The 15,207-nt window shown below is 65.2% G+C and carries 12 protein-coding genes and 1 tRNA gene; 6 read left to right on the forward strand and 7 right to left on the reverse strand.

Features of this window, described 5'->3' with window-relative positions:
- The 7 genes from glgB to BGO62_RS01800 all read right to left on the reverse strand — a co-directional run.
- Nucleotides 1-1,625: 1,4-alpha-glucan branching protein GlgB (gene glgB / locus BGO62_RS01770; protein WP_296638861.1), on the reverse strand; the 1,625-nt coding region annotated here is incomplete at its 3' end.
- A complete protein-coding gene (malQ, locus tag BGO62_RS01775; protein WP_296638862.1) occupies nucleotides 1,622-2,974 on the reverse strand; it encodes a 4-alpha-glucanotransferase in 1,353 nt (450 codons plus the stop codon). The genes glgB and malQ, both read right to left, overlap by 4 nt.
- Nucleotides 2,974-4,695 carry a glycoside hydrolase family 57 protein gene (locus tag BGO62_RS01780; protein ID WP_296638863.1) on the reverse strand — a complete coding sequence of 574 codons (1,722 nt, stop codon included), beginning with the start codon at nucleotides 4,693-4,695 and terminating at the stop codon, nucleotides 2,974-2,976. Before BGO62_RS01780 ends, malQ begins: the two co-directional genes overlap by 1 nt.
- Nucleotides 4,688-6,007 carry a glucose-1-phosphate adenylyltransferase gene (gene glgC / locus BGO62_RS01785; RefSeq protein WP_296638864.1) on the reverse strand — a complete coding sequence of 440 codons (1,320 nt, stop codon included), beginning with the start codon at nucleotides 6,005-6,007 and terminating at the stop codon, nucleotides 4,688-4,690. Before glgC ends, BGO62_RS01780 begins: the two co-directional genes overlap by 8 nt.
- Before the next feature lie 55 nt (nucleotides 6,008-6,062).
- Nucleotides 6,063-7,031 (reverse strand): glucokinase, encoded by a 969-nt coding sequence (gene glk, locus BGO62_RS01790; protein WP_296638865.1) that lies wholly within the window; start codon nucleotides 7,029-7,031, stop codon nucleotides 6,063-6,065.
- Between the two features lie 7 nt (nucleotides 7,032-7,038).
- Nucleotides 7,039-8,736 (reverse strand): glucose-6-phosphate isomerase, encoded by a 1,698-nt coding sequence (gene pgi, locus BGO62_RS01795; protein ID WP_296638866.1) that lies wholly within the window; start codon nucleotides 8,734-8,736, stop codon nucleotides 7,039-7,041.
- Nucleotides 8,737-9,001: 265 nt separating this feature from the next.
- Nucleotides 9,002-9,088 (reverse strand) — tRNA-Leu (locus tag BGO62_RS01800).
- 95 nt (nucleotides 9,089-9,183) lie between these two features.
- Here BGO62_RS01800 and queA point away from each other — a divergent pair.
- The 6 genes from queA to BGO62_RS01830 all read left to right on the forward strand — a co-directional run.
- A complete protein-coding gene (queA, locus tag BGO62_RS01805) occupies nucleotides 9,184-10,224 on the forward strand; it encodes a tRNA preQ1(34) S-adenosylmethionine ribosyltransferase-isomerase QueA (protein WP_296638867.1) in 1,041 nt (346 codons plus the stop codon).
- The gene (gene tgt, locus BGO62_RS01810) at nucleotides 10,221-11,324 is read left to right on the forward strand and encodes a tRNA guanosine(34) transglycosylase Tgt (protein ID WP_296638868.1); all 1,104 of its coding nucleotides are present in this window, start codon (nucleotides 10,221-10,223) and stop codon (nucleotides 11,322-11,324) included. The genes queA and tgt overlap by 4 nt, the downstream gene beginning before the upstream one ends.
- Nucleotides 11,325-11,371: 47 nt before the next feature.
- Entirely contained in the window at nucleotides 11,372-11,689 is a 318-nt protein-coding gene (yajC, locus tag BGO62_RS01815; protein WP_296638869.1) for a preprotein translocase subunit YajC, read from the forward strand.
- Nucleotides 11,690-11,803: 114 nt separating this feature from the next.
- Nucleotides 11,804-13,618, forward strand: coding sequence for a protein translocase subunit SecD (secD, locus tag BGO62_RS01820; RefSeq protein WP_296638870.1), 1,815 nt, complete (start codon nucleotides 11,804-11,806; stop codon nucleotides 13,616-13,618).
- A gap of 10 nt (nucleotides 13,619-13,628) precedes the next feature.
- Nucleotides 13,629-14,561, forward strand: a complete 933-nt coding sequence (gene secF / locus BGO62_RS01825; RefSeq protein WP_296638871.1) for a protein translocase subunit SecF — start codon at nucleotides 13,629-13,631, stop codon at nucleotides 14,559-14,561.
- 85 nt (nucleotides 14,562-14,646) lie between these two features.
- On the forward strand, nucleotides 14,647-15,207 hold a 561-nt coding region (locus BGO62_RS01830), incomplete at its 3' end, for a DedA family protein (RefSeq protein WP_296638872.1).

Below are 15,207 nucleotides of genomic sequence, written 5' to 3' on the forward strand. Positions count from 1 at the left end.
TTCATGTGCACCACTTCGTCGTGCGACAGCGGCAGCACGAAGTTCTCGCTCCATGCGTACATCTGGCTGAAGGTCAGCTGGTTGTGCTGGTACTTGCGGTAGACGGGCTCCTTCTCGATGTAGTCGAGGCTGTCGTTCATCCAGCCCATGTTCCACTTCATCGAGAAGCCCAGGCCGCCGAGTTCGACCGGGCGCGAAACCGCCGGCCAGGCGGTCGATTCCTCGGCGATGGTGAGCACGCCGGGGAAGCGGCCGTGCACCTCGGTGTTCATCTCGCGCAGGAAGTGGACGGCTTCGAGGTTCTCGCGCCCACCGTACCGGTTCGGCAGCCATTCGCCGGGTTGGCGCGAATAGTCGAGATAGAGCATGGACGCCACCGCGTCGACGCGCAGGCCGTCGATATGGAACTCCTCGATCCAGTAAAGCGCGTTGGCCACCAGGAAGTTGCGCACCTCGTTGCGGCCGAAATCGAAAATCAGCGTGCCCCAGTCCCGGTGCTCGCCGCGGCGCGGGTCGGCATGCTCGTACAGCGGCCCGCCGGTGAAGCGTGCCAGCGCCCAGTCGTCCTTGGGAAAATGCGCCGGCACCCAGTCGAGCAGCACGCCGATGCCGGCCTGGTGGCAGGCGTCGACGAAGCCGCGGAAATCGTCCGGCGAGCCGAAGCGCGCGGTCGGCGCGTAATAGCCCGACACCTGGTAGCCCCAGGAAGCGTCGAGCGGATGTTCGGCCACCGGCATCAGTTCGATATGGGTATAGCCGAGGTCCTGCACGTAGGGAATCAGCTCGGCGGCGAGTTCGTCCCAGCCGTAATAGCCGCCATCGGCGTGGCGCCGCCAGGAACCGGGGTGCAGTTCGTAGATGCTGATCGGCCGGTGCTGCCAGTCGAAATGCGCGCGCGCCTCGATCCACGCGGCGTCGCCCCAGGCATGAGGTGCGTCATCCGGCACGCAGCTGGTGGTTTCCGGGCGCAGGAACATCTGCCGCGCATAGGGGTCGGTTTTCCTCACCAGCTGGCCGTGGCTGCCGAGGATTTCGTATTTGTAGGCGTGGCCGGCCGTCAGGCCGGGGACGAACAATTCCCACATGCCGGACGTGCCGCGGCAGCGCATCGGGTGGCGGCGGCCGTCCCAGTCGTTGAAATCGCCGATCACGCTGACCCGCTGCACCGCCGGCGCCCACACGGCGAACAGGCAGCCGGCGACGCCATCGACGGTTTTCAGGCGCGCACCGAGCACTTTCCAGGCCTCGAAATGCCGCCCCTCGCCCAGCAGATGCAAGTCCATCTCGCCCAGTTGCGGCGCGAAGCTGTAAGGGCATTGCGCGGTATGCCAATTGCCCGCGCCCTTGTCCTGCCAGCGCAGCGACGGATGCGGCTCGACCACGGCGCCGGGCGGCAGCAGGCGCTCGAAACAGTCGGTACCGCTCACCCGCGACATGCGGCCGCCGGCCACCTCGACGGCCTCCGCGGCCGGCATGAAGGTGCGGATCAGGGTGCCGCCGCCGGGCTGCGGGTGCACCCCCAGCACCTCGAACGGATCGTGGTGCGTGCCGCTCTGCACACGCGCGATGGGCGGACTGACTGCGGGCAGGCTGGCGCTTGGCGGGGTGGTTCGAGCGGTGTTCATGGGCGGGGCGGGATCTCGCATCGGCGGGTTTTCTGTAATTGTCGCAGCAAGCGGGATGCCAGCTCCGGCGTCAGCGCATCCCATACGAACCGCCAGGTCCAGTTGCCATTGTCGGTGCCGGGCGTGTTCATGCGTGCGTCGCTGTCGAGCCGCAGCACGTCCTGCAGCGGCAGCACCGCCAGCGCGGCGCGGCTTTCCAGCACCGTGGCGATCATCGCCGCCGGCACCGCGTCGGGATCATTGACATCCAGTTGCCGCATCACCTGCCGGCGCGCCTCGTCGGGCAGCGTGCGCCACCAGCCCAGCGTAGTGTCGTTGTCGTGGGTGCCGGTGTAGTACACGGTGTCGGGATGCACGTTTTCCGGCTTGTGCGGATTGTCGGCATGGTCGTCGAACGCGAATTGCATCACAGCCATGCCGGGCAGGCCAAACCGGTGGCGCAACGCGGTGACATCCGGCGTGATGACGCCGAGATCTTCGGCCACCAGGGACAGCTCGCCCATCTCGTCGGCGATCGCCTGCAACAGTTCCGCTCCGGGCGCCGCCACCCACTCGCCGTGGACCGCGGTGGGCTCGTCCGCCGGGATCTCCCAGGCCGCAGCCAGGCCGCGGAAATGGTCGATGCGCAGCAGGTCGAACCACTCGAAGTGCGCGCGCAGCCGCGCCCGCCACCAGGCAAAGCCGTCGGCCTGCATCGCCGCCCAGTTGTAGTGCGGATTGCCCCAGCGCTGCCCGCTCGCGCAGAAATAATCCGGCGGCACGCCCGTCACCACCGTAGGGTGGCCCGCGTCGTCCAGCCTGAACAGGCCGCGCTGCGCCCACACGTCGGCGCTGTCGTGGGCGACGAAAATCGGCATGTCGCCGAACAGCTGGATGCCGCGCGCCGCCGCTTGTGCGCGGATGCGCTGCCCGTGGAAGGCCACGCGATACTGCTCGACCATCACCGCATTCAGCTTGTCGGCATGGCTGACATCGAACGCGGCCAGCGCCTGCGCGTCGCGGTCGCGCAGCGCAAGCGGCCAGTCGGTCCAGCGGGCGCCGCCCTGCTCCGCCTTGATGACCATGAAGCGCGCAAAGTCCACCAGCCAATGCGCCTGCCGGTTGCGCCAGTCCATAAAGCCGTGCATGTCGGCCGGCGCGGTGGAAAACAGGCCGGGGTTGACCGCAAATGCCGATGCGCACTGGTAAGGCGACAGCCCGCCCAGCGGCAGGCCCAGCGGCAACATCTGCCACACGCCGATCCCCACTGCCTGCAGAAAGTCCAGCCAGCGGTCGACCTCGGCCAGCGTGCCCGACGGCAGCGAGGTCGGATGCAGCAGCAGGCCGGCGCGGCGGGTGTCGAACCGCATCAGGTATTCCTGCGCATGGTGCCGGCATTCTCGGCGCTGCCGCGGCCCTGCGACAGCGGCACGTCGAGCTGGATCGGCGGCGCCACGCCGATCAGCCGATACAGTTCGCGCACCTGGTCCCGGTACAGCTGTTCGAAATCGCTGACGCTGCTGGCCGGGTTGTAGTCGCCGAACCACCAGAACCAGTCGGAACCTTCGCATACCGCCAGTTGCTGCGTCGCCTGCTGCAGTTGCGCGGCGGACAGGCCGCCGCCTTCGACGGCACGGTCATAGTCGCGCTTCGCCATCGCCAGGAGATCCCAGCCGCGATTCTTGTCTTCCGAGCCGATCCAGGTCGAGAAGCTGCCATATACCCAGCTGCCCGCCGCCAGCCGCTTCAGCGACGTGACGGCGGCTTGCGTGGCCTGCCCGGAAAAGGTGCCGACATTGAGCGCAGGGTGGCCCGACAGCGCCAAGTAGAGCGCATCGAGAAAATGGTGGCCGTTGTCGGGGTAGTACTCCCAGGCGTTCTCGCCGTCGAGAATGACCGAGACCACGTGCCGGTTCGCGTCCTCGCCGAAAAAACGGGCGATGTTTTCCAGATGCTGGACGAAGTCGCCCACCGCATCGTCGGCGTGCCAGTCGCCGTACTTGAAGCCGATCAGGTCCGACAGGCCGTCGTCGCGAAAAAACACCCGCGTAGCGAAGCCGTCGATCTGCGCGGGCGAGAACAGCGCGCGCTTGGTATGTATATCGCTTTCCGGAAAACCCGATTTGACGCAGCTGTTGCGCCATACGCCCTCGCCCGAGGCGGTCCAGGCAAAGCCCATTTCATCGAGCTGGGCCAGCGCATCCTCACTGATGCCGCCTTCGGACAGCCACACCCCCACCGGCTTCCTGCCGAAGTAGCGCTCGAACACCTCGACACCATGCCGCAGATGCCAGCGCGCGCGCTCGGCGCCGCCCGGATAGTTGGCGGCCTCGGGAGCGGGCGCGTCGGGCAGGGCATCGCGCAGGTTGGCGAAGTCGTTCAGCAGCGGCACGATGGGGTGGCCGTAAGGCGTCATCGACAATTCGATCTGGCCGCGCTCGGCGAGCGCGCGGTAACGCGGAATCAGCCCTGCCATGCACTCCTGCATCAAGTGCAGCAGCGCATGGCGATCGGCGGCGGAGAAGTTCCTTTCCTGCGCCAGCAGCCGCTGCGCGAGCGGCAATTGTTTGAGCGAGTGCCCCAGCCAGGCAAGGTGATACCAGGTCAGCAAATCGAGGAAATACTGCTCGGACAGATACGCCAGGTGCAACGGCAGGCCGGCGCTGCCGGCTCCGGTTTCATCGGTGACGTTGACCATGCGCAGCAGGGAATGGAATGCGGGATACGGGTGGATCATGCGCGGCGCATGGCAGCGCTGGCAATCCTGCACGATGCGCAGGCGGCGGGCTGCATCCGCCGGAATCCGCTCGATGCCGGCGAGCAGATTCAGCATCGGGTCGCGGGCGGGCTTGCCGTGCTGCAGCAGCGCATCGAGCTGCTGCGCATAATCGTCGAGCTGCTCCAGCAGCACCGGCGCAAAGTTGACCACCGCGCGCATCCGCGGATGCCGCTCCAGGTGCGCGGCCATGTCGCTGTAATCCTTGATGCCGTGCAGGTACACCCAGGGCAGGCGATAGGCGCCCTTGAGGCCTTCGCGGTAATACGGCTGGTGCATGTGCCAGCACAGCACCACATTGAGCGGTTCAGCCATCGAATTCGTCCTGCCACCTGGCATACAGGTTCTGCCCGAGCATGGCGGGGGTCACCAGCACGATGCCTTCATCCGTCACATGAAAGCGTTTGGCATCCTCGGCCAGGTCTTCGCCGATCACCGTGCCGTCGGGAATGACCGTGCCCTTGTCGATGATGGCGCGGCTGATGCGGCAGTTTCTGCCGATGTTGACCTTGGGCAGGATCACGCTGTCCTTGATCAGGCTGCAGTTTTCCACCGTGGTGGCGAAGAACAGCACCGAGCGCTTGACCCGCGCGCCCGACAGGATGCAGCCGCCCGCGATCAGCGAGTCGATCGCCTCGCCGCGCCGGCCCTCGTCGTCGAAAATGAACTTGGCGGGCGGAAATTGCGGCTGGTAGGTCCAGATCGGCCAGTCACGGTTGTACAGGTTGAGCTCGGGCTCGATCGAGCACAGCTCCATGTTGGTTTGCCAGTAGGAATGCAGCGTGCCGACATCGCGCCAGTAGGCGGGCTGGCCGTCCTGCTTGCGGAAAGGAAACGCTATCGCGCGTGCGGATGCGATGCTGGCCGGAATGATGTCCTTGCCGAAATCGTGCGAGGAACGGGGGTTGCCGGCGTCCTCGACCAGGGTCTTGTAGAGGAAATCCTTGGAGAAGACGTAGATGCCCGTCGACACCAGCGCGGTGCCCGGCTTGCCGGGAATGCAGTCAGGATTCGCAGGCTTCTCGGCGAAATGGGTGATACGCATTTTTTCGTCGACCGACATCACGCCGAACGAACTTGCCTCGGCCACCGGCACCTCGATGCTGCCGACGGTGAAGTCGGCACCGGTCTGCACGTGGTGCAGCAGCATCGCCGAGTAATCCATGGTGTAGACATGATCGCCGCCCAGCACCAGCACATACTCGGGGTGATGGCGCTGCACGATATCGATGTTCTGGAACAGCGCATCGGCGGTGCCTTGATACCACTCCTTCTTGTGGGTGCGCTGCTGCGCCGGCAGGATTTCCACGAACTCGCCGATCTCGGCGCGCATGAAGCCCCAGGCGCGTTGCAGGTGACGGATCAGCGAATGCGATTTGTATTGCGTCAGCACGCCGATGCGGCGGATGCCCGAGTTGACGCAGTTCGACAGCGGAAAATCGATGATGCGGTACTTGCCGCCGATCGGCACCGCGGGCTTGGCGCGCCAGGCGGTCAGATGCTTCAGCCGCGAGCCCTCGCCGCCCGCCAGCACCAGCGCCAGCGTCCTGCGCGTGAGGCTGGTCACCGTCTTCGGCTCGGTGTAATAGCGATAGAGCCGCTCCTGCTCGTCTTTTGAAATCGTCATCTCCGCTCCTTGTTGCAGCCCGGTTGGAATCAAGAGTGAATCGTCGGCCCTGGATTCAGGGCGGCGCAAACGCCGTTGCAATCGCGCCCTGCACCCCCAGCCGCGGCTGGACGATCAGAAAAACCGGCATGCGCTCGACCACCCCGCGCAGCCGTCCCTTGTCGGCGGCCGCGGCCATGAAACGCGGCGACTGCAGGTGTGACCGCAGGTGCCGGGACACGCCACCGGCGATATACAGCCCGCCGCGCGGCTGGTACTGCAGCGCCACATTGCCGACCCAGGCCCCATACAGATCGACGAACAGGTCGAGAGCGGCCGCGGCAGCCGCGTCGCCCGCCCCGGCACGCGCGACGAGCGCGGCGCCGTCCACCGCTTCGCCGGGCAGCGCGAGGCCCCGCTCGGCACGGCAGAAACGGTACAGGTCGTTCATCGCCGAGCCTGACACGACGCGCTCCCACGACACATGGCCATATTCGGCGCGCAGGCGCTCGAGCAGCCGCGCCTGCAGCGCGTTGCCCGGCGCGAAGTCGGTGTGCCCGCCTTCGCTGGCGAAGCTCCGATAGCGTCCGCCGGGATCGGCCACCATGAAGGCCAGCCCCATGCCGGTGCCGGCGCCGGTGATGGCGCGCACGCCGCCGGGATCGGCCGGCCGGGGGTTGAGCGCGATCACGTCGGATGCGGCCAGCGTCGCCACGCCTGCCGCGGCTGCCTGGAAATCGTTGATGAAGCGCACGCCGGCAATCCCCAGCGAGGCCGCCATGTCGGCCGCATCGAGCGTCCAGTCCAGATTGGTGAGCTTGACGCGCTGCGCATGCAGCGGCCCGGGCAGCGCCAGGATCAGGGCGTTCGGCGGGGCGGCCGACTGCGCCTCGGCCACGAACTGGCGCAACAGCGCATCCGCCGAAACGAAATCGGCGCTGGCATACACCTTCTCGAAGCGCAGGCGCGGCACGCCGCCCGCTTCGCCGGCCACCCAGGCCAGCCAGCTTTTGGTTCCCCCGATATCGCCCGCGATCAACTCCATGCTCGAACTATAAGCCAGCGCGCGGCCGGCTCATGCGGCGGTAGTAATTGATGAGCGCGTTGGTCGAGGCGTCGTGCCCGCCCACCGGCGCGGCGGCATGCAGCTCGGGCAGGATGCGGCTGGCGAGCTGCTTGCCGAGTTCCACCCCCCACTGGTCGTAGGAATTCAGGTTCCAGATCACCCCCTGCACGAAAATCTTGTGCTCGTACAGCGCGATCAGCATGCCGAGCGTGTGCGGGGTCAGCTTCTGCAGCAGCAGCGCATTGCTCGGATGGTTGCCGTCGAACACCCTGTGCTGCACGAACTGGCCGGTCTGCGCCACCCCTCCTTCAAGCGCCCCCATTTCAAGCTGGGTCTCCTCGCGCGTGCGGCCGCGCATCAGCGCTTCGGTCTGCGCCAGGAAATTGGCGATGAGGATATCGTGGTGCGCCTGCAGTTCGGTGTGCGACTCGACCGAGACGATGAAATCGGCCGGGATCATCTTGGTTCCCTGATGCAGCAACTGATAGAACGCATGCTGTCCGTTGATGCCGCTGGCGCCCCAGATGATGGAGCCGGTGGCGTAGTCCACCACCTTGCCGTCGCGGTCCACCGACTTGCCGTTGCTTTCCATGTCGGCCTGTTCCAGGTACGCCGGCAGGCTGCGCAGATAGTGGTCATACGGCAGGATCGCGTGCGACTCGGCGCCAAAAAAGTTGTTGTACCAGATCCCCAGCAGCGCCAGGATCACCGGCATGTTCTGCGCCAGCGGCGCATGGCGAAAATGCTCGTCCATCTCGTGCGCGCCTTCCAGCAGTTCGGCGAAGCATTCCGCGCCCACCGCCAGCACGATCGACAGTCCGATCGCCGACCATAGCGAATAGCGTCCGCCCACCCAGTCCCAGAATTCGAACATGTGGGCCGGATCGATGCCGAATGCCGCCACCGCATCGCGGTTGGCGGAGACCGCCACAAAATGCCGCGCGATATGCCTGGTCGCCTGCGACTGCGCCAGGAACCACTCGCGCGCATAGTGCGCATTGGTCATCGTTTCCTGGGTGGCGAAGGTTTTCGACGACACGATGAACAGCGTCGTCTCCGGATTCAGCGCTTCCAGCGCTTCCTTCACATGCGCGCCGTCGACATTGGAAATGAAGTGCATCTTCAGGCGCGGATGGCGATACGGCTTCAGCGCCTGAACCACCATCTGCGGCCCCAGGTCGGAACCGCCAATGCCGACGTTCACCACGTCGGTCATCCGCTCGCCGGTGTAGCCGCGCCACTCGCCGCTCCTCACCTGCTCGGCAAACGCTCCCATGCGCTCGATGACCGCGTTCACCTTGGGCATCACATCCTCGCCGTCGACCCTCACCGGGCGATTGCCGCGGTTGCGCAAAGCCACGTGCAACACCGCGCGGTTTTCCGTGTGGTTGATCTTGTCGCCCGCAAACATGCGCTCGCGCCAGCCCGCCACATCCGCCTCTTCGGCCAACCGCTCCAGCAAGCTCATGGTGTCGCCGGTGATGCGATTCTTCGAGTAGTCCAGCAACAACTCGCCCACCCGCAGCGAAAACCGCTCGAAGCGCGCCGGATCGGCCGCGAACAGATCGCGCATATGCACTGTTGCCATCTGCGCGTGATGCGCCTGCAACACGCGACACACAGGCCGGTGCAATACCCCCGGCCCGCCGCCCTCGTTCCGCACCACCCGAACTGCTGAAGACATGCTGCCTCCCCTGTCTGCACGACGCTCAACGCTATCAAGCAACGCCTGTGCCATAGGCACCCACGGTTGCGTCCGTCACTCGGAACTATAGGAAAAACCCGTGAGGCGCTGATGACAAAGCCATGAAGCCGCGTCAAACCCGCACCCAATTTGCGCCACCAAACAATATGCGGGCGGAAATGCACCTAAATGGTGCGGAAAAAACAGGGCGCGCAAGACTCGGCCTCCAAAATGGCGAGGCCAGGATTCAACGAGGGAAATTGATTGGTGCCGGGAGGGGGACTCGAACCCCCACACTGTTACCAGCGGCGGATTTTGAATCCGCTGCGTCTACCGATTCCGCCATCCCGGCAGGGAAGCCGAACGCGGATGCGGCCGGCGACAGAAGCCGCGCATTATCGCCGAATCGGGCGCGCCCCCGCAAGGCGACGGCTATAATCGCGCCCCATGCATGTTGCCGATTTCGATTTCGACCTGCCTTCCGACCTGATTGCGCAGTTTCCGCCCGCGGTACGCGGCGGCAGCCGGCTGCTGCACGTCGAGGCATCCGGCACGCTGCACGACCGCCGGTTTTGCGATTTGCCTGCCCTGCTGCGCCGCGACGACCTGCTGGTGATGAACGATACGCGCGTGATCAAGGCGCGGCTGTTCGGCCAAAAGGAAAGCGGAGGCAAGGTCGAGCTGCTGGTGGAGCGGGTGCTGGATGAACACGACGCACTGGCTTTCATCCGGGCCAGCCACGCGCCCAGGCCGGGGTCGCGGATTCGCCTCGCCGATGACGTGACGCTGGAGGTGCTGGCGCGGCAGGACGACCTGACCCGGCTGCGCTTTTCGCGCCCGGTGCTGGAGGTGCTGGACCAGCTCGGCCAGTTGCCGCTGCCGCCCTACATCGAACATGCGCCGACGGCCGACGACGAGGCGCGCTACCAGACCGTGTACGCGAACGCACCCGGCGCGGTGGCGGCCCCCACCGCCGGACTGCATTTCGATGCGGCCATGCTGGATGCCTTGCGCGCACAGGGGGTCTGCACGACGCAGGTAACGCTGCACGTGGGCGCCGGCACCTTCCAGCCGGTGCGGGTGGACGCCATTGCCGACCACAAGATGCACAGCGAGCGTTACACGATCCCGGACGCGGCGGTGGCGGCGATTGCCGCAACGCGCGCCCGCGGCGGCCGCGTGGTGGCGGTGGGCACCACCAGCCTGCGCGCGCTGGAAGCCGCGGCACAAGCGGGCAAGCTGCACGCCGGCTCCGGCGAAACCGACATCTTCATCACCCCGGGTTATCGCTTCCGGGTGGTCGACGCGCTCATCACCAACTTTCACCTTCCCAAATCCACGCTGCTGATGCTGGTCTCCGCGTTTGCCGGGCTGGACGCCATCCGCGCGGCCTACGCCCATGCCGTCAGGGAGCACTACCGCTTCTTCAGCTACGGCGACGCGATGTTTTTGGAAAAGAACAGCCTGGAAAAACACCCTCTCGCATGAAATTCGATCTCCTCGCCACCGACGGCGGCGCGCGCCGCGGCCAGCTCCACCTCGCGCACGGCACCGTGCAGACGCCCGTGTTCATGCCGGTGGGCACCTACGGCACGGTGAAGGCAATGGCGCCAGCCGAGCTTACCGAAACCGGCTTCGAAATGGTGCTCTCCAACACCTTTCACCTGTGGCTGCGCCCCGGCCTGGAGGTGATCGAACGCTTCGGCGGGCTGCACCGCTTCATGGGCTGGGACAAGCCGATCCTCACCGATTCGGGCGGGTTCCAGGTGTTCAGCCTCGGCAAGCTGCGGAAGATCACCGAAGAAGGGGTGAAATTCGCCTCGCCGATCAACGGCGACAAGCTGTTTCTCACCCCGGAAATCTCGATGCAGATCCAGCGCACGCTGAACTCCGACATCGTGATGATTTTCGACGAATGCACGCCCTATCCCGCCACCGAGCGCGAGGCCGCCGACTCGATGCGGCTCTCGCTGCGCTGGGCGGCGCGCTCGAAAGCAGCGCACGCCGGCAACCCCAACGCGCTGTATGGCATCGTGCAGGGCGGCATGTACGAGGATTTGCGCGACGAGTCGGCACGCGAGCTGATCGGCATGGACTTCGACGGCTACGCCATCGGCGGCCTCTCGGTCGGCGAACCCAAGGACGATATGGCGCGCATCCTCGCCCACACCGCGCCGCAGCTGCCGGCCGGCAAGCCGCGCTACCTGATGGGCGTCGGCACGCCATCGGATCTGGTGTTCGCGGTCGGCCAGGGGATCGACCAGTTCGACTGCGTGCTGCCGACCCGCAACGCGCGCCACGGCATCCTGTTCACCCGGCGCGGCGAAATGCGCATCCGCAACGCGCGCTGGAAAACCGACACCGCGCCGATCGACGACGAGTGCGACTGCCACACCTGCACCCATTTCAGCCGCGCCTACGTGCACCATCTGATCCGCGCCAACGAGATATTGGGCGCACGGCTGGCCACGATCCACAACCTGCATTACTACCACCGGCTGATGGCCGGGATGCGCGCCGCCATCGAGGCCGGGCGCTTTGCCGACTTCACGGCGCAGTTTCACGAGATGCAAACACGCGGATGGTAGAATCGCCGGGTTTTTCAGCAAACCGCCCTTAATTTGGAGCTTCACCCATGATTTCACTTGCCCACGCGCAAACCGCCGCATCGGCCACCCCCGGCATCGCCGACTTTCTGCCGCTGATCATCATCTTCATCCTGTTCTGGTTCATGCTCATCCGCCCGCAGATGAAGCGCGCCAAGGAGCAGAAGAAAATGCTGACCGAACTGGCCAAGGGCGACGAAGTCATCACCGCCAGCGGCCAGCTTGGCAAGGTTGCCAAGATCGGCGACAACTACGTGTCGCTGGAAATCGCCGACGGCGTGATTACCCACGTGCAGAAGCAGTCGGTGCAGACCCTGCTGCCCAAGGGCACGATCAAGGGCCTGTGACTGCTAGGGAATAGGAACTAGGGACTAGGGTTTTGCTGCCTCATGCATGCGAGATCCAGTCCTGCGGTCCTCCTAATTCCCTAGTCCCTAACTCCTAACTCCTAGCCCCTAACAATGAACCGCTTCCCGCTCTGGAAATATGTGCTCATCGGCATCACGCTGGTGGTTGCATTCCTTTACACCCTGCCCAACTTCTTCGGCGAAGTGCCTGCGGTACAGGTCTCGCCGGTGCGCACCAGCGAAAAGGTCGACACCGCGCTGCTGGGGCAGGTGGAATCCGCGCTGAAGGCGGCCCAGGTGGCCTACAGTGCGGTGGAGCTGGCGGGCAACAGCATCAAGGTGCGCCTTGCCAACACCGACGTGCAGATCAAGGCCAAGGACGTGCTGCAAAACAGCCTGGGCGAACGCTACACCGTGGCGCTCAACCTGGTGTCGGCCTCGCCGGGCTGGCTGTCGTCGATTCATGCGCTGCCCATGTATCTCGGCCTCGACTTGCGCGGCGGGGTGCACTTCCTGCTCGAAGTCGACATGAAGGCCGCGCTGGAAAAAGCGGCCATCCGTTACCAGAACGATTTCCGCACCGAGCTGCGCGGCGACAAGATCCGCTATGGGCGCATCAGCCGCACAGGCAATGCCGTTACCGTGCACTTCGCGACCCGCGACCAGCGCGATGCGGCCGCCAACAAGCTGGGCTCGGTGTTCGCCGAGCTCGCCTTCAGCCCCGAAGATCAGGCCGAAGGCTTCACCCTGACCGCGCGCCTGAAACCGGAAGCCCAGACCAAGGTGCAGGAATTCGCCCTGCAGCAGAACATCACCACGCTCAGAAACCGCGTCAACGAACTCGGCGTGGCCGAACCCGTCATCCAGCAGCAGGGCGCCAGCCGCGTCGTGGTGCAACTGCCCGGCGTGCAGGACACCGCCAAGGCGAAGGACATTCTCGGCCGCACCGCCACCCTGGAAATCCGCATGGTCGACGAGCAGGCCGACCCGCTTGCCGTCAGTCAGGGACAGGCACCGTTCGGCGACGACATCGTGGCCAGCCGCGAAGGCGGCAATATCGCGGTGAAGAAGGACGTGGTGCTGACCGGCGACTCGATCACCGATGCCTCGCCGGGCTTCGACAGCCAGAGCGGCCAGGCCGCGGTGCACATCAACCTGGACGGCAAGGGTGCACGCGTCTTCAAGGACGTGACGCGCGAGAACGTCGGCAAGCGCATGGCCATCCTGCTGATCGAAAAAGGCCGTGCCGAGGCGATCACCTCGCCGGTGATCCGCGAGGAAATCGGCGGCGGCCGGGTGCAGATCACCGGCATGGAAACCGCGCAGGAAGCCTCCGATGTCGCCCTGCTGCTGCGCGCCGGCGCCCTCGCCGCGCCGATGCAGATCGTGGAAGAACGCACCGTCGGCCCCAGCATGGGCGCCGAGAACATCAATAAGGGCTTCCACTCCAACATCTGGGGCTTCCTCGCGGTCGTCAGCTTCATGGTCATCTACTACCGCGTGTTCGGCCTGATCTCGTCGGTCGCGCTGGCCATCAACGCCCTGCTGCTGATCGCGCTGCTCTCCATGATGCAGGCCACGCTCACCCTGCCCGGCATGGCGGCGATCGCGCTCACGCTCGGCATGGCGATCGACGCCAACGTTCTGATCAACGAGCGCATCCGCGAGGAGATCCGTGCCGGCCTCACCCCGCAGGCGGCGATCCACGCCGGCTACGAGCGCGCCTGGGCCACCATTCTCGACTCCAACCTCACCACGATGATCGCCGGCATTGCGCTGTTCTGGCTCGGCTCCGGCCCGGTGCGCGGCTTCGCCGTGGTGCTGTGTCTGGGCATCCTCACTTCCATGTTCAGCGCCGTTACCGTGTCGCGCGCCATGGTGAATCTTATCTATGGCCGCCAGGCACGGCTGACGAAAATCTCGATCTAAGGATTACGCCATGCTGGAATTTTTCCCGTTCAAGAAAACCATCCCCTTCATGAGCTGGGGGAAGGCGACGACGGCGATTTCGCTGCTCACCTTCCTGTTCGCGGTGTGGGCACTGTGGGACCGCGGTCTCAACCTGGGTGTCGATTTCACCGGCGGCACCGTGATCGAGGTGCGTACCGACCAGCCAGCCGATCTGCATGTGATCCGTACGGCGCTGGAAAAGACCGGCCTGCCCGAAATCTCGGTGCAGAACTTCGGCACCAGCCACGACGTGCTGATCCGCCTGCCCAACAAAGGCGAAGCCAACGCCGCAGAGACCAGCAACCGCGTGATGGCCGCCTTGCAGGCGGTCGATGCCACGATCGAACTGAAGCGCGTCGATTTCGTCGGCCCGCAGGTCGGCAAGGAACTTTACGACAGCGGTGCGCTGGCGCTGCTGCTGGTCGCCTTCGGCATCATGGCCTACCTGGCAATCCGCTTCGAATGGCGCTTCGCGGTGGCGGGCATGCTCGGCAACATGCACGACATCGTCATCATCCTCGGCATGTTCGCTTTCTTCCAGTGGGAGTTCACGCTGACCGTGCTGGCCGGCGTGCTGGCGGTTCTCGGCTACTCGGTCAACGAATCGGTGGTGGTGTTCGACCGCATCCGCGAAAACATCCGCAAGATGCGCGGCGCCACCATCCCGTACATCATCGACGACGCCATCACCCGCACCATGAGCCGCACCATCATCACCCACGGCTCGACCCAGCTCATGGTGCTGTCGATGTTCTTCTTCGGCGGCGAGGCGCTGCACAACTTCGCGCTCGCGCTTACCATCGGCATCATGTTCGGCATCTACTCGTCGAACCTGGTCGCCAGCCCCCTGCTGCTGATGTTCGGCGTCAAGCGCGAGCACTTCATCAAGCCGGTGGAGAAGAAGGAAGAGGCGGTTGTTTGAGATACGAGACACAAGATCCAAGATGCAAGGAGGCGCGCTTCCCCCTTGCCTCCTGAGTCTTGCAACGTGAACCTGCCTTCCTGACATGCTGCACGACTTCATCGCCTGGATCCTCGCCACCGTCCACGGCTGGGGCTATACCGGAATTTTTTTCCTGATGGCACTGGAATCGACGGTGCTGCCGGTGCCGAGCGAACTGGTGCTGATCCCTGCGGGCTATCTGGCGCACCAGGGAGAAATGAATTTCTGGCTGATCGTGCTCGCCTCCACCGTCGGCAGCCTGGTCGGGGCGTCGTTCAACTATGTGGTGGCGATGTGGGTGGGACGGCCCTTCCTCGAACGCTGGGGACGTTATTTCTTCGTGCGGCCTGCACTGCTGCACAAGACCGATGCCTTCTTCCTGAAGCACGGCGCGGTCTCGACCTTCACCGGCCGCCTGATTCCCGGCATCCGCCATCTGATCTCCATTCCGGCCGGACTCACCCGCATGAACCCCGGCGCGTTCGCGCTCTACACCTGCCTCGGCGCCGGACTGTGGTCGCTCATCCTCACGCTGTTCGGTTATTTCCTGGGCGGCAATGAAGCCCTCATCAGGGAATACCAGCATCTCATCACTGCCGGCGTGGCCGCCTTTGTTGCGCTGGTG

Origin of the sequence: Thiobacillus sp. 65-1402 (assembly GCF_001897685.1) — a bacterium.
GTDB lineage: Bacteria > Pseudomonadota > Gammaproteobacteria > Burkholderiales > Thiobacillaceae > Thiobacillus.